Source organism: Maribacter litoralis, assembly GCF_902506355.1.
Taxonomy (GTDB): domain Bacteria; phylum Bacteroidota; class Bacteroidia; order Flavobacteriales; family Flavobacteriaceae; genus Maribacter; species Maribacter litoralis.
In genome coordinates this window covers 1833280-1853407 of record NZ_LR733271.1, presented here as the reverse complement: position 1 = coordinate 1853407, position 20128 = coordinate 1833280, and the positions used below count along the sequence as shown (strand labels likewise).

Annotated in this window: 18 protein-coding genes; 12 read left to right on the top strand and 6 right to left on the bottom strand. The window is 37.3% G+C overall.

Features of this window, described 5'->3' with window-relative positions:
* Positions 1–94 precede the first annotated feature (94 nt).
* The 12 genes from EXIGUO8A_RS07795 to EXIGUO8A_RS07740 all read left to right on the top strand — a co-directional run bounded on the left by EXIGUO8A_RS07795 (position 95) and on the right by EXIGUO8A_RS07740 (position 13618).
* Positions 95–1546 carry a M20/M25/M40 family metallo-hydrolase gene (locus EXIGUO8A_RS07795; protein WP_159302667.1) on the top strand — a complete coding sequence of 484 codons (1452 nt, stop codon included), beginning with the start codon at positions 95–97 and terminating at the stop codon, positions 1544–1546.
* Positions 1534–3294, top strand: a complete 1761-nt coding sequence (locus EXIGUO8A_RS07790; protein WP_159302666.1) for a M28 family peptidase — start codon at positions 1534–1536, stop codon at positions 3292–3294. The genes EXIGUO8A_RS07795 and EXIGUO8A_RS07790 overlap by 13 nt, the downstream gene beginning before the upstream one ends.
* A gap of 36 nt (positions 3295–3330) precedes the next feature.
* Positions 3331–6177: a VPS10 domain-containing protein gene (locus EXIGUO8A_RS07785; RefSeq protein ID WP_159302665.1), complete on the top strand. Its 2847-nt coding sequence runs from the start codon at positions 3331–3333 to the stop codon at positions 6175–6177.
* A 4-nt stretch (positions 6178–6181) separates the two neighbouring features.
* A complete protein-coding gene (locus EXIGUO8A_RS07780; RefSeq protein WP_159302664.1) occupies positions 6182–6520 on the top strand; it encodes a cupin domain-containing protein in 339 nt (112 codons plus the stop codon).
* A gap of 12 nt (positions 6521–6532) precedes the next feature.
* Complete coding sequence (locus tag EXIGUO8A_RS07775; protein ID WP_116771674.1) at positions 6533–6925, top strand: DUF2721 domain-containing protein; 393 nt, start codon at positions 6533–6535, stop codon at positions 6923–6925.
* A 107-nt stretch (positions 6926–7032) separates the two neighbouring features.
* Positions 7033–7464: a hypothetical protein gene (locus EXIGUO8A_RS07770; protein WP_159302663.1), complete on the top strand. Its 432-nt coding sequence runs from the start codon at positions 7033–7035 to the stop codon at positions 7462–7464.
* Positions 7465–7633: 169 nt separating this feature from the next.
* Positions 7634–8314, top strand: coding sequence for a succinate dehydrogenase cytochrome b subunit (locus EXIGUO8A_RS07765; RefSeq protein ID WP_116771672.1), 681 nt, complete (start codon positions 7634–7636; stop codon positions 8312–8314).
* 12 nt (positions 8315–8326) lie between these two features.
* The gene (locus tag EXIGUO8A_RS07760) at positions 8327–10342 is read left to right on the top strand and encodes a fumarate reductase/succinate dehydrogenase flavoprotein subunit (RefSeq protein ID WP_159302662.1); all 2016 of its coding nucleotides are present in this window, start codon (positions 8327–8329) and stop codon (positions 10340–10342) included.
* A 65-nt stretch (positions 10343–10407) separates the two neighbouring features.
* Positions 10408–11154 carry a succinate dehydrogenase/fumarate reductase iron-sulfur subunit gene (locus EXIGUO8A_RS07755; protein WP_159302661.1) on the top strand — a complete coding sequence of 249 codons (747 nt, stop codon included), beginning with the start codon at positions 10408–10410 and terminating at the stop codon, positions 11152–11154.
* 65 nt (positions 11155–11219) lie between these two features.
* Positions 11220–11702, top strand: coding sequence for a very short patch repair endonuclease (locus EXIGUO8A_RS07750; RefSeq protein ID WP_159302660.1), 483 nt, complete (start codon positions 11220–11222; stop codon positions 11700–11702).
* A gap of 131 nt (positions 11703–11833) precedes the next feature.
* Positions 11834–12379: a type 1 glutamine amidotransferase domain-containing protein gene (locus EXIGUO8A_RS07745; protein WP_159302659.1), complete on the top strand. Its 546-nt coding sequence runs from the start codon at positions 11834–11836 to the stop codon at positions 12377–12379.
* Between the two features lie 81 nt (positions 12380–12460).
* Positions 12461–13618, top strand: a complete 1158-nt coding sequence (locus EXIGUO8A_RS07740; protein WP_159302658.1) for a methionine aminotransferase — start codon at positions 12461–12463, stop codon at positions 13616–13618.
* Positions 13619–13628: 10 nt separating this feature from the next.
* On the opposite strand, the gene EXIGUO8A_RS07735 is transcribed toward EXIGUO8A_RS07740, so the two are convergent.
* The 6 genes from EXIGUO8A_RS07735 to EXIGUO8A_RS07710 all read right to left on the bottom strand — a co-directional run bounded on the left by EXIGUO8A_RS07735 (position 13629) and on the right by EXIGUO8A_RS07710 (position 20127).
* Positions 13629–14777 (bottom strand): serine hydrolase domain-containing protein, encoded by a 1149-nt coding sequence (locus EXIGUO8A_RS07735; RefSeq protein ID WP_159302657.1) that lies wholly within the window; start codon positions 14775–14777, stop codon positions 13629–13631.
* 15 nt (positions 14778–14792) lie between these two features.
* Complete coding sequence (locus EXIGUO8A_RS07730; RefSeq protein WP_159302656.1) at positions 14793–15317, bottom strand: GNAT family N-acetyltransferase; 525 nt, start codon at positions 15315–15317, stop codon at positions 14793–14795.
* 146 nt (positions 15318–15463) lie between these two features.
* Positions 15464–15829, bottom strand: a complete 366-nt coding sequence (locus EXIGUO8A_RS07725) for a hypothetical protein (RefSeq protein ID WP_159302655.1) — start codon at positions 15827–15829, stop codon at positions 15464–15466.
* Between the two features lie 492 nt (positions 15830–16321).
* Positions 16322–16975, bottom strand: a complete 654-nt coding sequence (locus EXIGUO8A_RS07720; protein WP_159302654.1) for a 3-oxoacid CoA-transferase subunit B — start codon at positions 16973–16975, stop codon at positions 16322–16324.
* Between the two features lie 4 nt (positions 16976–16979).
* Positions 16980–17678, bottom strand: coding sequence for a CoA transferase subunit A (locus tag EXIGUO8A_RS07715; RefSeq protein ID WP_116771663.1), 699 nt, complete (start codon positions 17676–17678; stop codon positions 16980–16982).
* A 103-nt stretch (positions 17679–17781) separates the two neighbouring features.
* A complete protein-coding gene (locus EXIGUO8A_RS07710; RefSeq protein WP_159302653.1) occupies positions 17782–20127 on the bottom strand; it encodes a transglycosylase domain-containing protein in 2346 nt (781 codons plus the stop codon).
* Position 20128 lies beyond the last annotated feature (1 nt).

The following is a 20128-nucleotide window of genomic DNA, read 5'->3' as shown; positions in this document are numbered from 1 at the left end:
GGGCATGGAATTATAAAATTTACAAGTCAGCAACGGTTCTTACTTAGCAACAAATTAGCTAACTTGTATACCTAAACCAAACTACGTAAAACTCATGAAAAAAATCGCTTACCTCATCATAGGTGCACTTTGCCTACAGGCATGTTCAGAAGCTAAAAAAGAAGAATCACAAGCCGAGCTCTTTGCAAGAATTGACACGGAAATTAAGCAAAACTCCAAAGGTTATAGCACACTAAAAGAAGCTACGGAAACCATTGGTCACAGATTAACGGGATCAACTAATGGTGCCAAAGCAGAAGAGTACACCTACAACAAATTCAAGGAATACGGTTTTGAGGACGTTGAATACCAAACCTTTGAAGTTGAAGCTTGGGCAAGAGGTGATGTTTCTTTAACCATCAACGATGAAGATGTTAAAGTTGTGACTTTGGGTCATGCCCCTGTAGAGGCACATGTTACCGCAGAAATAGTAGATATGGGCAATGGTCTTGATGCTGACTATGCCGCAAACCCAGACGCCGTAAAAGGAAAGATCTCACTAGTATATATTAATATTTTACCAGGAAGTGAAGAAGGACTTACCAATTTACACAGAAGTGAAAAAACTGCTTTAGCCATAAAGTATGGTGCAATTGGCATCATCATTATAAACCAGGTGGATAATGGTGTTTTGTTAACGGGTACTGCATCCGTTACTGGAGAATTGATTCCAATTCCTGCGGTATGTATTGGAAAAGAAGACGGTATGGCATTGAAGGAAACTTTAAAAACTAAAAAAGCTACTGCCAAAATTGATATGACCAATACGAGCGATATTATTAAGGCAAGAAACGTTGTAGCAACATTACCTGGTTCAGAAATTCCGCAGGAAGAAATTGTAATTGGCGGACATTTAGATTCATGGGATCTAGCAACTGGCGCTATTGATAATGGTATTGGTTCTTTTGCGGTTATAGATATTGCAAGAGCGTTCAAAGCAAATAACCTTCACCCAAAACGAACCGTAAAGTTTGTCATGTTCATGGGAGAAGAACAAGGACTGCTTGGATCTAAATATTTAGTGGAACAGGCTATTGAAAACAATACGATAGACAACATCAAATACATGATGAATTTAGATATGTCTGGCAACCCTATTGGCATGAACGCTGGCGGACAGTTAGATAACGAACAGTTCTTTAAAGATTTGGGCGCAGCCATTCAGCAACAAGACACTATTTATGAGAATAAATTTTCCAATAGATCAGGCTTGCACAGTGATCACCAACCATTTATGTTAGAAGGTGTTCCAATTTTATCTGTACACAGTAATCTAGACCGTTCAATTTATGGATGCTACCATTCTGATTGTGACGATTTTCATTTGGTAAATGAAGACCACATGAAAAACACGGCTCGTTTTGGCACTATGATGTTATATGCCCTTGCAAATGCCGATACCTTACCTGCCACTAAAATGGATAGCGAAACCACAAAAGAATTTATGATCAAAAATAATTTAAAAGAGAAGTTGATCATTGGTAACGAATGGAAATGGGAAGAATAATTCCGTTAAAAAGAATACTAAAGAGGCAGGGTATTGTACTCTCAATACTCTGCTTTTCATTTATAGTAGGATGCTATCAGCAACCCAACGAAGAACCAGTAGATTATTTTACTATTGTAAGACCTGAATTTACGGGTAAACTGGCATACGAGACCACAGATTTTGTAGAAGACTATTGGCGCGTTGTTGGCAACACCGGATTCAATAAAACCATTTACCTCATTGCCGATAGTTTAGAAGCTTCAGGTTATGTTTTAGAGGAAAAAGCGAAAGAAAACGACCGATTCACCTATCGAATCGAAAAAAGGTCTATGACCTACCAAACCTGGGAACCTTTATCTGCCTCCTTACAAATTGTCGGTGCAGACAAGCCTTTGTTGCTTTCAGACTCCAACCGTAACATGACCTATTTAAATTCGGTTTCTACGCCTAAAAAAGGACTAAAAACCGAAGTGGTTTGGGTAAAATCCTTAAAAGACGTAGAGTCCGTTTCTTTAAAAGGAAAAGTTGTATTTGCAGAAATGAGTGCCCGTAAATTGTATAAAACGGCAATTGGCAAAGGTGCCATTGGCATTCTGACCTATGACAATCCTGCATATTTACAGCCAGAAAAAAACACCACTTCTATTCAGTTTAGAAGTCTTCCATCTCAAGATGATGGCAATTTTTGGGGCATTGCGCTATCCTACGAAGCAAAAGAAAATTTGGTAGCAGCACTTAAAAAAGGTACAACTGAAGTTCTAGTAAATATTCAAACGAAAAGATACCCATCCGAAGAACTAACAATTGTTGCAGAAATAAAGGGTAATGAACTACCTTATGAGCGTTTGGTGTACAGTGCACATGTTCAAGAACCAGGGGCAAATGACAATGCCACCGGGGTTGGTACACAATTGGAAATGGCTAGAACTGCAGCCAGATTATTTGCTGAAGGTAAAATTGACTTTAAACGAACAATGACCTTTTTATGGGGCGATGAAATTATTTCTACCAGACGGTATATTCAAGAAGATGCCCAACGTGCCAATGGAATCAAATGGGGAATTAGCCTGGATATGGTAGGTGAAAATACTTCAGTAACTGGCGGAACTTTCTTGATTGAAAAAATGCCCGACCCAAGTGCCATTTGGACCCGCGGAAAAGAGAAACATAGTGAATGGGGCGGTGAGGTTTTAAAATTAGCGGATATGAAACCCCACTACCTTAATGATTTTATTATTTCAAACTTTAAAAAGCAAGGGGAATATGCCAATTGGGTGGTAGAAACCAATCCTTTTGAAGGTGGCAGTGATCATACTCCGTTTTTACAGGCTGATATACCCGGACTTTTACTTTGGCATTTTACAGACCGGTTTTACCATACCGATAATGACCGTATTGACAAAGTCTCCCAAGAAACCATGAAAAATGTAGGTACAGCAGCATTGGTTAGCGGATTGGAATTGGTGAATTCTGACGCAGCTTTTGCCTTAAGTCAAATTTCAAATCTAAAACGGAAGGCATTTGAACGTTTAGAAAATGAATTTCAATTGAGTTTAACTGCCATAGAAAGCGGTAAAGATCTTGAAGATGAAATCGCAATTCTTAACGCTTGGGAAGATTGGTACACAAAAGCCATCTTAACCGTAAATGATGCTTTGCCAAATTCTAAAACAGCAGTGGAAAAAGACATTAAAAAAGCAAACGTATCAATAAAATCAAAAACAAAGGAATTGGTTAGTCGATTAAAAACCGCCTCTCAAAACTAATCAGTAACTTACCGTCAGTAGTATAAAAACATAAAAATGAAACAATTTTACCTATTATTACTCGCCAGTATCTCAATAGCATCGGCACAAATACAGCCTACCTCATCACAACAAATTGATGCGTCGTTAAAAGCGAAAAAAGCAATGGATGCCAATTCTTTGGTAAAGAACATTCCATTAAAGAATATTGGTCCGTCTGTAATGAGTGGTCGTGTAATAGATTTAGCGGTCAATGAAGATAACCCAACGGAATATTACGTAGCATATGCTTCCGGTGGTTTATGGTATACCAATAATAACGGTAATTCATTTACTCCAATAATGGATGATACCGAAACTCAAAACCTAGGCGACATTGCAGTACATTGGCAAAGCGGTACTATTTGGGTGGGTACCGGAGAAAATAACTCATCCCGTTCTTCTTATGCCGGTATAGGCATATTAAAATCTACGGATAAAGGAAAAACATGGCAGCATATGGGCTTACCAGACTCACATCATATTGGGCGTATTATCGTAAATCCAGATAATGCAAACCAAGTAACGGTTGGCGTAACGGGTCATTTATATTCTACGAATAAAGAACGTGGTATTTACAAAACTACAGACGGTGGTAAAACATGGAAAAATACCTTATACATTGATGAAAATACCGGTATTATAGACGTTGCCGCTTCACCAAATAATTTTGACATTCAATATGCAGCTGCTTGGCAAAAAGATAGAAAAGCTTGGGATTTTATTGGAAACGGACAAGGTTCTGGTATTTATAAAAGTACCGATGCGGGTACAACCTGGGCAAAAATCTCCACTACAACCAGTGGTTTTCCTACGGGAGACGGAGTAGGTAGAATTGGTTTAGCCGTTTTTGACGACAATACATTATATGCAGTTCATGACAACCAGTTTAGACGAGAGAAATCCAAAGAAAAGAAAGATAAACTATCGGGCTTAACAAAAGACGACTTTAAATCGCTCTCTAAAGAACAGTTTTTAGACTTGAACGATAAAGACCTGAACGAGTTTTTAAAGACCAATAATTTTCATGAAAAATATAGAGCTGCCAATGTTAAACAAATGGTTCGTAGCAATGTAGTACAGCCCACAGATCTAGCCTTGTATTTAGAGGACGCTAACAGCATGCTATTTGACACGCCCGTTATTGGTGCAGAGGTCTACCGTAGTAATGATGGCGGAAAAAGTTGGACAAAGCAAAATGAAGAGTATATAGATGACCTTTTCTATAGCTACGGATATTATTTTGCCCAAATTAATGTAGACCCGAATAATGTTGATGCCATTTATTTGGCAGGTGTACCTATAATTGCTTCTAAAGATGGTGGTAAAACCTACACCTCTATCCATGGGGATAATGTACATGCCGACCACCATGCGTTATGGATCAATCCTAAATTACCAGGTCACCTTATCAATGGAAACGACGGTGGTGTCAATACCAGTTATGATGATGGTAAAAATTGGTTCAAGAACAACTCGCCCACTGTTGGTCAATTCTATGCCATTGCCGTAGATAATGAAAAACCTTATAACGTATATGGCGGATTACAGGATAACGGGGTATGGATGGGACCTCATAATGCCGAAGAAAATAACGAGTGGCACCAAACGGGTCAATACCCTTGGACATCTATTTTAAGTGGCGATGGTATGCAGGTAGAAATTGATAACCGCAATGCCAACATTGTTTATACCGGTTATCAATTTGGAAATTATTTTAGAATAGATTTAGAAAAGGACCAACGAAAGTATATTCAGCCAAAACATGAGTTAGGCGAAGCTCCTTATCGTTTTAATTGGCAAAGCCCCATTCTGCTTTCTCCCCATAATCAAGACATACTTTACATGGGAAGCAACAAACTGCATCGCTCCTTAAATAAAGGAGATACTTGGGAAACTATTTCTGTCGATTTAACCCAAGGCGGAAAAACCGGGAATGTAGCGTACGGTACACTTACCACTATTTCTGAATCCCCATTTAAATTCGGATTGATGTATACCGGTAGCGATGATGGTTTAATTCAACGAACGGATAACGGTGGTGGCAATTGGGTAGAATTATCAAAAAATCTGCCCCAAAATTTATGGGTAAGTAGGGTTATCGCTTCACAACACAATAAAAACAGAGTGTATGCCACATTGAACGGTTACCGTTCAGATGATTTTACACCGTATGTATATGTAAGTGAGGACAAAGGAACAACTTGGAAAAGCATTTCCAATAACATACCTACCTCCGCTGTCAATGTAATTACCGAAGACCCCGAAAACGAAAACCTCTTATTCGTTGGTACGGATAATGGATTATATGTAACATTAAATAGAGGAGCCACTTGGCAATCTTTTCAAAATGGGATGCCCTATGTAGCCGTCCATGATTTGGTAATACAAAAAGACGCCAAGGACCTAATTGTTGGTACGCATGGTAGAAGTCTATACAAAGCTGATATTTCTGCGCTTCAAAAACTGACCGATGCTGTGCTGAATAAAGATTTACATGTATACGACTTAGAAAACATAAAGCATTCCGCCCGATGGGGCAATTCATGGAGTTCATGGTCAAAACCAAGAACACCTGGTCTGGACATCACTTTTTATTCTGACAGTGATGATATATACCAAGCCAAAATACTATCATCAGATGATATTGTGGTAAGCGAAACTAAAATCATTGCCAATAAAGGCTTAAACATCTTATCATATGATGTAGCTTTTTCTAAAATAGGGAAGATAAATTACCTTAAAAAGCATAAGACCGATTTAAAGCAAGCCGATAATGGCAGTACCTATCTACCTAAAGGAACATATACCGTTGAAATTAAAGGAAATGGTACTGTTGAAAAGGTAACTTTTGATATAGAATAATAAAATGAAAATAACCGATTGGAACGAACTGCCAGATTTGGGCGTAAGTCATAATCTTGAAATAAAGAAAAGGACATTGATCGCACGTGGAGAAATTCCTCAACTAATGATGTACGGTACCGCAGTGTTTAAACCAGGTCAAAAAGTAGAGCTTCATAAACATGATACCATGTACGAGGTGTTTCATATACAGACCGGTAAAGCCGTGTTTACTATTTCCGGGAAAGAATATGAAGTTGGTCCAGGTAAATGTATTACCATTGCCCCTGGAGAAATACATGGTCAACATAACCCGTTTGACAATGATGTCACTTGGACCTATTTTGGTATTGCTACAGATTAAGCTTTAAAAATTATGGAACTGACCTTAGGTATACCCGCTTTATTATTTCCGGCTATTTCGTTAACCATGCTAGCATACAATGCCCGGTATTTGGCTATTGCCGCTTTAATTAGACAATTACATCAAAAGTACCAAGAAACCTCCTCTGAATCTATTGGCCTACAAGTGCAAAAATTGCGCAAACGACTTACGATAATCAAGAATATGCAGGCCACGGCGATCTTCAGTTTTTTATTGGCCGTAATTACTATGACCCTAATCTATGTAGAACTTTCATTCTGGGCCAATTTGATATTTAGCATTAGCTTGTTTGCGTTAATGGTGTCTTTGGTCTTATCATTGATCGAAGTTCAGTTATCGACAAAAGCATTGGAAATTCAGTTAAAGGATATGGAGAAATCGTAGACCTAAACCGCACAAGAACTCCCAACTAATTACCTTACCGTTCATCGATGTTTTTATTAGCTATTTAAGTAATATCCAGTATCTTTGCCGTCCGATAATCAATAGGCATGAAAAAAATTCGAGATCTCGAATTAATTAATCAGATCCGGGAAATAAGGGAATTTGAATTTGGTGTATTCTATTTCTTTAAAGGGGGTATTGTAATATCTGAAATGCACGAAGGTGTTCTATTTAAATGGGACAACGCAAAAAAAGCTGTCTATGCCGCTCAAGAAATATATGATGACCACATTCCTCTAATTTATATCGCCAATAGGATTAATAGATATCATGTAGCTCCATTCGATTGGTTCAAGTTTTATAAAAATCGTTTCGATATGCAACATATCGCTGCCGTTGGACCGTTAAAAGGTCATGCTTTAAGCTTATTAATTAAAAAATTAATCTTTCCAAAAAGGATCAAAAACTTTACAGATTTGGACAAAGCTGTCGCTTGGGCCATCGAAATTTCTGAAAAATCTGCAGAATTAGTAAAATAACATTTCAACTTTTGTTGAAAGATTGATTATTTGAAAGCCTGATTTACAAAAAAATCTTAAACATCATCAAAATTGATTTTATAATCAATCTAAATAGACATACTAAAACCTGTTAATTCTTGTTAATAACTGGCGTGTGATGTAAATTCGCATATAAAATTATCAACTAATGAGCGGATTTTTTAAATCTTCGATTGGTAGAAAGTACGCAATGGCACTTTCTGCTTTCTTTTTAATGTTTTTTCTACTTCAGCATTTTGCAATTAACATTTTATCGGTTTTCAGTCCAGATGCCTTCAACGAGGCTTCACATTTTATGGGTACATTTTGGGCCGTGCAATATGTGTTGCAACCTGTCTTAATTTTTGGCGTAGTGTACCACTTTGTTATGGGGTTCATTTTAGAAGCTAGAAACAGAAGTGCCAGAGTAAAAAAATATGCAAAAAACAATGGTGCTGCCAATTCATCATGGATGAGCCGTAATATGATCTATAGCGGTTTGTGTATTTTGGCATTTTTAGTACTTCACTTTATTGATTTCTGGATTCCAGAAATCAATACTAAATATATTCAAGGCGATATGTCTGGATTATTGGGTAATGGTGAAGGCTTTCGTTATTATGAGGAACTTGCCCATAAATTTGAAAGTCCATTACGTGTAGGCGCATATGTAATCGCCTTCATATTCTTATCGTTACACCTTATGCACGGCTTTAGTTCTGCATTTCAGTCTGCCGGTGCAACTAGCATGAGAAAAGAAAAATTACAATTGTTTGGTAAAGCGTATGCCATAATAATTCCGTTAGGATTTATTTTCATTGCACTTTTTCATCATTTTAATCATCATTAATACCTATTACTTATGTCTGTATTAGACTCAAAAGTACCTAAAGGTCCGTTGAAAACGAAGTGGACCGATTATAAGAACCATATTAATTTGGTAAACCCTGCCAACAAACGTAATATTGATGTTATTGTAGTTGGAACAGGATTGGCGGGTGGTTCTGCTGCTGCAACTTTAGCAGAATTAGGCTATAATGTAAAAACATTTTGCTACCAAGATTCTCCAAGAAGAGCACACTCTATTGCTGCACAAGGTGGTATTAACGCAGCAAAAAATTACCAAGGTGATGGTGATTCTACCTACCGCTTATTTTATGATACCGTAAAAGGTGGAGATTACCGTTCTAGAGAAGCAAACGTATATAGATTAGCAGAAGTTTCTGCGAATATTATTGACCAGTGTGTTGCACAAGGTGTTCCTTTTGCACGTGATTATGGTGGTCTTTTAGATAACCGTTCTTTTGGTGGTGTATTGGTTTCAAGAACTTTTTATGCCAAAGGACAAACAGGGCAACAATTATTGTTAGGTGCCTATTCTGCAATGAACAGACAAATTGCTCGTGGTAAAATTACCCCGTTCAACCGTCATGAAATGTTGGATGTTGTCAAAGTAGACGGTAAAGCCCGTGGTATTATTGCCCGTAACTTGGTTACAGGTGAAATTGAGCGCCATTCTGCACATGCTGTAGTTATAGCATCTGGTGGTTATGGTAATGTTTATTTCCTATCGACAAATGCAATGGGATCTAACGCAACCGCTGCTTGGAAAATACATAAAAAGGGAGCTTTCTTTGCTAACCCTTGTTACACACAGATTCACCCAACATGTATTCCACGTTCAGGAGATTATCAGTCAAAACTGACATTGATGTCCGAGTCTTTACGTAACGATGGGCGTATTTGGGTTCCAAAGAATTTAGAAGATGTAAAAGCCATTCGTGAGGGTAAAAAGAAACCTACCGATTTATCTGAAGACGAAAGAGATTATTACTTAGAGAGAAGATATCCTGCTTTTGGTAACCTTGTACCACGTGATGTTGCCTCTAGAGCTGCAAAAGAACGTTGTGATGCCGGTTACGGTGTAAATGCAACAGGTGAAGCCGTATACTTGGATTTTGCATCCGCAATTCAGAGATACGGAATAGAACAGGCAAAAATTCACGGTATAAACAATCCTTCTGCCGATAAAACATATGAATTAGGTGCTGCTATCGTAAAAGCGAAATACGGTAACTTATTTCAGATGTATGAGAAAATCGTTGATCAAGATCCATACAAAACACCAATGATGATTTACCCAGCGGTACACTATACCATGGGTGGTGTTTGGGTAGATTACAATTTAATGACAACTGTTGAAGGACTTTACTGTATAGGTGAAGCAAACTTTAGTGATCATGGTGCAAACAGACTTGGAGCCTCTGCGTTAATGCAAGGATTGGCAGATGGTTATTTTGTATTACCATATACTATAGGTGATTATTTATCGCATGAAATTAGAACAGGTAAGATCGCTACTGATTCTCCTGAATTTGATGAAGCCGAAAAGTCTGTAAAAGATAGAATTGATTTCTTTATTAATAATAAAGGACAACATTCCGTTGATTATTACCACAAGCGTTTAGGTAAAATTATGTGGGAAAAATGTGGTATGTCCCGTAATGCAGAAGGCTTAAAAGAAGCGGCTAAGGAAATTAAAGAATTAAGAGAAAGTTTCTGGAAAGAAGTTAACGTACCTGGCTCAGCAAACGAAATGAACCCTGAACTGGAAAAAGCCGGTCGTGTAGCAGATTTCTTGGAGTTAGGTGAACTATTTGCTAAAGACGCCTTGGTTAGGGAAGAATCTTGTGGAGGTCACTTTAGAGAAGAATCTGTTGAAATTGGTGGTGAACAAGCTGGTGAAGCAAAGCGTAATGATGAAGAATTCGCATTTGTTTCCGCTTGGGAATATAAAGGAGAACCTGGTGATGCTGTTTTACATAAAGAGCAATTAGAGTTCAACGAAATTGAGTTAAAACAAAGAAGTTATAAGTAGTTGATGGTTGCTAGTTGCTGGTAATGTACCAACAACGAACAACGAACAACCAAAAACGAAATATTATGAATCTTACATTAAAAATCTGGAGACAAAAGGGACCAAAAGATAAAGGTTCTATGGTCGACTATAAAGTAACGGATATTTCTGAGCATATGTCCTTTTTGGAAATGATGGATGTTCTGAACGAGCAATTGATCAACCAAGGAGAAGAGCCAGTTGCCTTTGATCACGATTGTCGCGAAGGTATTTGTGGTATGTGTTCAATGTACATAAACGGTGAGGCCCATGGTCCTGATCGCGGTGTTACTACATGCCAATTGCACATGCGTATGTTCAAAGATGGTGATACTATAACTATTGAACCGTTTAGAGCTAAGGCATTTCCTGTAATAAAGGATTTAGTTGTAGACAGAAGTTCTTTTGACCGTATTCAACATGCAGGTGGATATATTTCTGTAAATACCTCTGGTAATACACAAGATGCAAATGCATTACCAATATCTAAACATGCTGCCGATGAAGCTATGGACGCCGCTACCTGTATTGGTTGTGGAGCATGTGTAGCAAGTTGTAAAAATGCCTCTGCAATGTTATTTGTTGGCGCAAAAGTATCTCAATACGCACTATTGCCACAAGGACAAGTAGAAGCCGTTGACCGTGTTAAAAACATGGTAGCACAAATGGATTTGGAAGGTTTTGGTAACTGTACCAATACCGGGGCTTGTGAAATTGAATGTCCTAAAGGAATTTCTTTGGAGAATATCGCAAGAATGAACCGCGAATATTTAAGTGCCAATATTAAAAGTTAGACTTAAAAATCATAAAGTTTTAAAAATCCCGGCCATTAAGGTTCGGGATTTTTTAATTTTAAGATATGTCAAAAGACTACAAGCAAGAGCGAATTAAAGTACCAAGGTTCAATGAAGAATCAGGTTTTTACACAACTCCACAGCGCTCTAAGATCATGAGTAAAATACGTGGTAAGAACACAAAGCCAGAACTAGCCTTTAGAAAAGCCTTATATGCAGCTGGCTATAGATATCGCATTGATTATAAAAAGTTAATAGGTAAACCAGACATTGCCCTACCCAAATATAAAACTGTAATATTTATTGATGGTGAATATTGGCACGGTAAAAATTGGGAAGAAAGAAAACCAAAAATAAAGACAAATCGAGAATTTTGGATTGCCAAAATAGAACGAAACATGCAACGTGATGAAGAAGTTAACCAAGAACTTAAACGTTTAGGATATACTGTTTTTAGATTTTGGGAAACCGAAGTGAAAAAAAACCTTGATGGTTGCATCTCAAAAACCATTGCCCACTTAAACACAGTTGAAAAAAGCGCAAAATAAATTTTATAAAGTTCATTTAATAAATGTTTAACCCTTGTAAACCCTTTATTAATAAGGCTTTAACGGACATTACCTTCTTTGATTTGTAACTTAGTATCAAAGAAATTATTAATCGTTAAAAACTATATATTATGAAGAGGATAGCAATATTAGCTACTAATGGATTTGAAGAAAGTGAATTAAAATCTCCAAAGGAAGCGATGGAAAAAGAAGGCTTTAATGTCGATATCGTAAGCTTGGAAAAAGATGAAATAAAAGGTTGGGCAGATGGTAATTGGTCTAACAGTTACACTGTAGATAAAACCTTAAACGAAGTAAGAGCTGAGGATTATAACGCCTTGGTATTACCAGGTGGTGTAATTAATCCAGATTTACTAAGAAGAGAAGAAAAGGCACTGGATTTTGTACGTGACTTTTTTAAATTGAAAAAGCCAGTAGCGGCAATTTGCCACGCACCTTGGACGCTGATTAGTGCCGGAGTGGTAAAAGGAAGAAAAATGACTTCATATCATTCCATTAAAGATGATGTAATTAATGCAGGAGCTGATTGGGTAGACCAAGAAGTTGTTGTTGACGAAGGATTTGTGACAAGTAGAAATCCGGATGATTTACCTGCTTTTAATTCTAAATTAATTGAAGAGATAAAAGAAGGAAAACATGAAATGCAACATGCATAATTCATTTTAGTGGAATTGAGAAGCCCACCCTAACGGTTGGGCTTTTTTTTGTCTTTCTGTAAAATGCATACATTTACTAGTATGGATTACAAATCACTTATAGATGCATCTAAACTGCCAGATGTAAAAACTACCATATTCACCACCATTGGTAATCTAGCAAGAAAGAACAATGCTATTGACCTATCTCAAGGCTTTCCTAATTTTGAAGCAGATCCAAAATTAACCTCGTTGGTAAGCCAAGCGTTAAATAACGGACATAACCAATACGCACCTATGCAAGGCTATTATGGTTTAAGGGAAATCATTTCACACAAAATAACATCGTTATATCAACATACCTATCATCCAGAATACGAAGTAACCGTTACCGTAGGTGCCACTGAAGCTATTTTTACCGCCATTACAGCCTTTGTAGGCAAAGCTGACGAAGTAATTGTAATAAAGCCAGCGTACGATTGTTATGAGCCCGCTATTATCTTAAATGGTGGTGTTCCGGTTTATGTTCAACTAGACGCTCCAGAATATAAAATTGACTGGACCACTTTTAAAAAGAAGATAACCGACAAAACCAAAATGGTAATTATCAACACACCGCATAACCCCAGTGGAACCATTCTCACTAAATGGGATATGGAACAGTTAGAAGCTATTTTAAAACCTACCAACATAATTCTATTAAGTGACGAGGTGTATGAGCATATTGTTTTTGATGGACGGGAACATGAAAGTGCATCGCGCTTTTCAGATTTGGTTAATAGAAGTATTGTGTGCGCATCCTTTGGAAAAACATTTCATGTTACCGGTTGGAAAGTAGGATACTGTGTGGCCCCAGCTGAGCTGATGTCAGAATTTAGAAAGGTGCATCAATTCAATGTGTTTTGTGTAGACCATCCTGTACAACGCGCTTTGGCTTGCTATTTAAAAAATGCCTCTCACTATTTAGAATTGAATGATTTTTACCAGAAAAAACGTGATTTCTTTCTAGATGGGATAAAATCATCCAAATTTAAGTGTAAACCTTCCCAAGGTACCTACTTTCAATTATTGGATTATATCAACCTAACTAAGGAAGTAGATGAAGTAATCGGTAAACGTTTAATCATAGAAAATAAGATAGCATCAATCCCTATTTCATCGTTCAATGTAGACCATAGAAATGACCATATGCTACGTTTCTGCTTTGCCAAAAAACAGGAAACTTTAGAAAAAGCTGTTGAAATTCTATGCAAGCTTTAACACCTACTTACTAAAAAGCCGCGTTTACCTTAGTCATAAATTCTCCAATTTTACTAGGCTCTAGCCAACGTGTAACAACCACTACATCATTTTCTTTATCAATGACTATAAAATTACCGCCAAAACCTGCAGCATAATAAATGTTTTCAGAAAGACCTTCCCAATGTCTGTCTCCCTTTTTATTCAACCACCACATATAACCATAGTTCACATTGGGTTTTGATGGTGTGGTAGCCTTTTTTATCCAGGCATCAGAAATCAACCGCTCATTTTTCCATGTTCCATTATTCAGGAACAGTAATCCAAAACGAGCCATATCTTCAGCACTAATAAATATTCCAGCACCGGAATGTCCACCGCCCGTTACCGATTTCATTTTCAGTCCGTCAATTACTGTCCAAGCATCATCATAACCAAACCAACGCCAGGTAGAAGAAGCGCCAATCTTGTCCATTATCTTTTCTTTCAATACCAAAGGCATCGGTTTGCGCCATACATGGGTTAGCGAATACGCCAAAACATTTACACGTACATCATTATATTCCATTACCGTACCCGGTTCTTTAGGTGTTGCTAATTTCCAATCGTCAATACCACCTTTGCTAGGCGGTCTGTCTGCCCAATCTTTTCCTCCCCATAATTCTCCAGACCAGGCGGAGTTTTGTTGTAATAAATGTTCCCAAGTAATTTTAGAATTATGGGCTCCGTCAAAAGTACCATCCCAAATATAATCTCCTACTGCATCTTTTGTGTCGGTAATTAGACCTTCATCTTCTGCAAGACCAGCCATTGTGCTAAGGAAACTTTTTGTAACGCTAAAGGTCATATCTACTCTTTTTGTATCGCCCCACTGCGCAACGATATAACCGTTTTTAAGGATCATACCAGCCGGACCACCACGTTTTTTGGTTGGTCCAAGAATTTTATGAAATGGTTCTTTTTCAAACCCCTTTAGAATTGCTATTCGTAAATCTCTAGACCCGGAATATTCATTTGCCTCGGCAAAGGCTACAGCCTCCTGTAACGAAAGATCATTTATTTTAAAGGATTTTGCAGCGCGTTGTTCCCAATTAGCGTTTAAATCTGGAAAGTAATATTCCTGTGCATATAAATCAGTAAAAGCGATAAGCGAAATGATAGCGAGAAAGTGTAATTTCATATAGTTTGTTTATTGTTACAAGGTACTTAAATCAAAGCGCATTAGCCAATCGGTCTGCTCATCAGTACCAATGAAATATGGATGAGTATCAAATTTTTGAAATCCGTGGCGATGATAAAATTGAATTGCACGTGTATTTTCTTCCCACACCCCTAACCAAAGCATTTTCTTGTTTTTTTCTTGAGCTAAACTTTTGATGCGATCTAATATTTGTTTGCCTAAACCTAAACTTTGATACGATTTTAAAACATAGATGCGTTCTAACTCTATACTATCATCTCTTTTAACGTCTGATTGCGCAGAAAGCACGTTGAGCTTAAAATAGCCCGCCAATTCATCATTTCTATATACAAAGTAGAAATCACTATCAGGGTTTAAAAGTTCAGCTTTGATTTTGTTGAGGGCAAAAGCTTTTTCTATATAATCTTTAAAATCGGAAGGATCATTATCTTTCTCAAAAGCATTTACGAAGGTCTGCTCAGAAATCAATCTTAATTGTTCTACATTCTGAAGAGAACATTTGGTATATGTGAGTTCCATACTACTAAAATAGAAAAAGGAGCAAATTACTTTGCTCCTAATCGGGGGAAATTCTATAAAAAGGTTGATTTGATAACTTATCTGTTTTAGATACCGCTCTATGAAAGCGGTATTATAATTCGCGGGCATTTTTCATATGCGAACTTTTATTGTTTTTCTGCAAATAATTTTCCTTCTGTTCTCATGAGAATAACGCCGTCGTCGGTTTTTTCCATTTTCACAAAATCGTCGGGGAAATCTGTACCTGGGTAACTTACAATGTATACTCCATCATGAACACTCCAGCTAAAATCTGTTAAGTAGACCACTTGATCATTTTTATAACCATGAAACCTACCTAAATAGACATCATTAAAAATCCATTCTTCATTATCTACTACCATTTTATTTTCATTGGTAGCAGTTTTCACCGTATGTTGCCATATACCAATAATCGGGTCATTATTCTCTTCAATCTTAGAGCATGAGGTAATAATTACCATCAATACCAGGTAGTGAAAAACATACTTCATAATAGCTTAAGTTTAAAAAGCGATTTGGGATTCACTCTTAATTACCATTCAAATATATGTAGTCTTTTTCTTACAAAATAATATTTGTGGTAAAACTTATAAAAAGTGTTGTGAACTTAGAGCACCTTGTTAATGAAGTTAGGAGTTATCACATACCGTAATCTTAAATGTGGATATAGGGCAAAAAAAAAGAGCGACTTGAAGTCGCTCTTTTCGTTATTTTTTCAAAGACTATTTACAACATAAATAGCTTTTTAGTAAGTCGTAGAAATCCGCTAAAAAAGTCATTTCTATAGACTTGTACCTTATGTTCTGGTGTAATGTTGTTTGTTTGAGAATTCATGGTGGTTAAGTAATTTATAGATTAAGGATTTAATAACGACCTAAAAATACATTTGTTACCTTGAATTTCACTAAAATTTGTTGTGTACGGAATATAATATGTTGTGAAAAAATTAAAAAACATATTTTACCGATGAATACAATACCTTCTTAGACAGACATTTCCTTTACTCCATCAGATACCACCAACTTACCTTCTGTAGCCATTTTAATCTCTTCAATACTAACGCCTGGAGCCCTTTCTAAAAGCAAAAAACCTTCTTCTGTAACTTCCAATACCGCTAAATTGGTAACTATCTTCTTAACGCAGCCCACACCTGTTAAAGGCAAACTACAACGTTTTAATAATTTAGATTCACCAGCCCTATTGGTATGCATCATAGCTACAATGATATTCTCAGCTGAAGCAACTAGGTCCATTGCCCCCCCCATACCTTTTACCATTTTACCAGGTATTTTCCAATTGGCAATATCGCCATTCTCTGCGACTTCCATAGCACCTAAAATAGTTAGGTCTACATGCTTTCCCCTAATCATGGTAAAACTTGTAGCCGAATCAAAAAAGGAAGCACCGGGTAACGCAGTAATGGTTTGTTTACCTGCATTGATCAAATCGGCATCTTCTTCACCATCGATTGGAAAAGGTCCCATACCCAAAATTCCATTTTCGCTTTGAAACTCTACACTAATATCATCACGTACATAATTTGCCACCAAGGTAGGTATACCTATACCAAGGTTAACATAGTAACCGTCTTCCACTTCTTGTGCAATTCGTTTTGCAATTCCGTTTTTATCTAACATGGGCTTATTTTTGACGTACAGTTCTTTGTTCTATTCTTTTCTCATAATCTTTTCCCTGAAAAATGCGTTGCACAAAAATACCGGGAATATGAATTTGGTTTGGATCAAGTTGACCTTCAGGTACCAATTCTTCAACTTCGGCAACGGTTATTTTAGCGGCACCACACATACAAGGGTTGAAATTCCTTGCCGTACCCTTAAAAATTAAATTTCCGGCAGCATCACCCTTCCATGCCTTAACAAAGGCATAATCTGCCTCAAAAGCTTCTTCTAAAATGTATTTCTTACCATTAAACTCTCTAACCTCTTTACCTTCGGCTACTTCTGTGCCATAACCAGCAGGGGTATAAAATGCCGGAAACCCTGCTTGGGCCGCTCTACACTTCTCAGCAAGCGTACCTTGTGGAGTTAACTCAACTTCCAACTCTCCACTAAGCATTTGTCGTTCAAACTCATCATTTTCTCCAACATAAGAAGAAACCATTTTTTTAATTTGATGTTGATGCAACAATAATCCCAAGCCAAAATCATCAACTCCCGCGTTATTGGATATACAGGTAATATCCTTTACACCCAATCTTACTAATTCGGTAATTGCATTTTCAGGTATGCCACAAAGACCAAATCCACCTAACATAAAGGTCATTCCATCTTTAACACCCGCTAACGCATCGGTTACATTATTTACAGTTTTACGTATCATTTTGTCATTAATTAACTTGTTACTAAAATACCGAATATAAATGGGATAAAATAAAAAAGGTCTTGGCGAATACCAAGACCTTTTTCAATATCATATTTATAACCTAAAAATCAAGATCATCTAAATCATCATCCGTATCGGTATCGCTATCCGAAGCCTCTTGAAACTTCTCACAATCTATTTCAATGGACATATTTTCAGGTTTTACAAAGTCCTCTTTTGAAATACCCAATTCTTCGTCAGCATAGTTCTTTGTCATATATAGTCCCCAAATAGGTAAAGCCATAGATGCGCCTTGACCATATGTAATACTTTTAAAGTGAACGGATCTTTCTTCACCACCTACCCATACTCCGGTAACCAGATTAGGAACCATACCCATAAACCAACCATCACTATTATTCTGAGTAGTACCTGTTTTACCCGCAATTGGGTTAGTTAATTTATATGGATAACCAGTTATAATTTCATCATACTCGGGTCTCCATTTATTTGCACCAGTAGTACGTAAACGTGTACCTGAACCACCTTGGGTAACGCCTTTCATTAAATCTAAAATAGCGTAGGATACATCTTTACTTAATACATCTTTCGTTTCTGGAACATATTCGTACAAAACAGTACCATCTTTATTTTCAATACGTGTAACCATAACAGGTTTTACATAAACACCCTGGTTTGCAAAGGCACCATATGCACCAACCATTTCATATACATTAACATCTAATGTACCCAAAGCTATGGAAGGCACTTCTAAAATATCACCCGTAAGTCCTAGATTACGCACCATGCTCACAACCGATTTAGGGCCCACCTCATCAATTAACTGGGCGGTAACCGTATTCACCGAATTTGCTAAAGCCTTCTTTAAGGAGTAACTGTTACCAGAATATTTAAGGTTGGAGTTTCTTGGGCACCAAGGCTCCATATTACCATGTTTGCCAGCCTCTATACAATACTGGGTATCTGGGCGAGTTTCACATGGGGATAGCCTTAATTGATCGATCGCCGCAGCGTATACAAAAGGTTTAAAAGTTGATCCTGCTTGCCTAGCTCCTTGAATAACATTGTCATATTGAAAATGCTTATAATTGATACCACCTACCCAAGCTTTTACATGACCCGTTTGTGGTTCCATTGACATCATAGCGGTTCTTAAAAATGCTTTATAATAACGTATGGAATCTCTTGGGGTAAGAATAGTGTCTTTCTCTTTGGTCGGACTTTCCCAATCGAACACTGTCATCTCGGTCTTTTTGTCAAAAGACTCTCGAATCTCTTTTTCAGATTTGCCCTCGCTTTTCATGATTTTCCAACGATCTGAATTCTTCATTGCACGTTCCATGATCGACTTTGTTTCTTCTGGCGTAATGTCTAAAAACGGAGCAGTCTTATTTCTATCTGGAGTGTTCTGATGAAAAAATTCGGCTTGCAGTTTAGTCATATGCTCATTTACAGCTTCCTCTGCATTAGCCTGCATCTTAGAATCTATTGTTGTGTAGATTTTAAGTCCGTCCAAATAAAGATTATACCGATCGGATTCATCACCAATGGCCGGCTTCGGATTTTTATCGATCCAATCTTTCATAAAACGCTGCAAATACATTCTAAAATAAGTTGCCAGACCTACACTATGCGTTTCAGGATTATAATTGATACCCATTTTCATCGCCTGTAAAGAATCTTTTTCCGCTTCGGTTATGTAATCGTATTTTGCCATTTGCGCAAGCACAACATCTCTACGGGTCTTTACCATTTCTTCCCTACGCAAAGGGTTAAAAAGCGAAGAGTTTTTGAACATACCCACCAGCATTGCAGATTCCTCAATCTTTAAATCTTTAGGCTCCTTACCAAAATATATACGGGCAGCAGATCTAATACCATCGGCATTATTTCCAAAATCGTAAATATTAAAGTACATACTTATAATTTCTTCTTTGGTATAGCTACGCTCTAATCTAATGGCAAGCACCCATTCTTTAATTTTTTGTTTTATCGCATCGAATTTACTTCTAGAACGCACACCAACAAAAAGCTGACGAGCCAACTGCTGCGAAATGGTACTGGCACCACCTTTACTACCTAAATATGCAAAAGCCCTAACTGTACCACGGGCATCGATACCGGAATGATCTTTAAAACGAGCATCTTCTGTCGCGATCAATGCATTTACCAAATTATCGGGAAGCTCTTCAAATTTTACATCTGTACGGTTATCGTCTAAATAGAACTTACCCAGAAGCTTACCGTCTGAAGAGATAATCTGCGATGCTAAATTGGTTTGTGGATTCTCTAAATACTCATAGGGTGGCAACTCACCGAACAACCCCCAAGAGGCTGATAAAAATATTAATGCCACTAAGGCAATACCAGATGCAAATAAGATCCAAAACCACAAGATGAATTTGGAAAAATTGTTGGTTGTTTTCTTCTTTACCGCTTTTGCCATT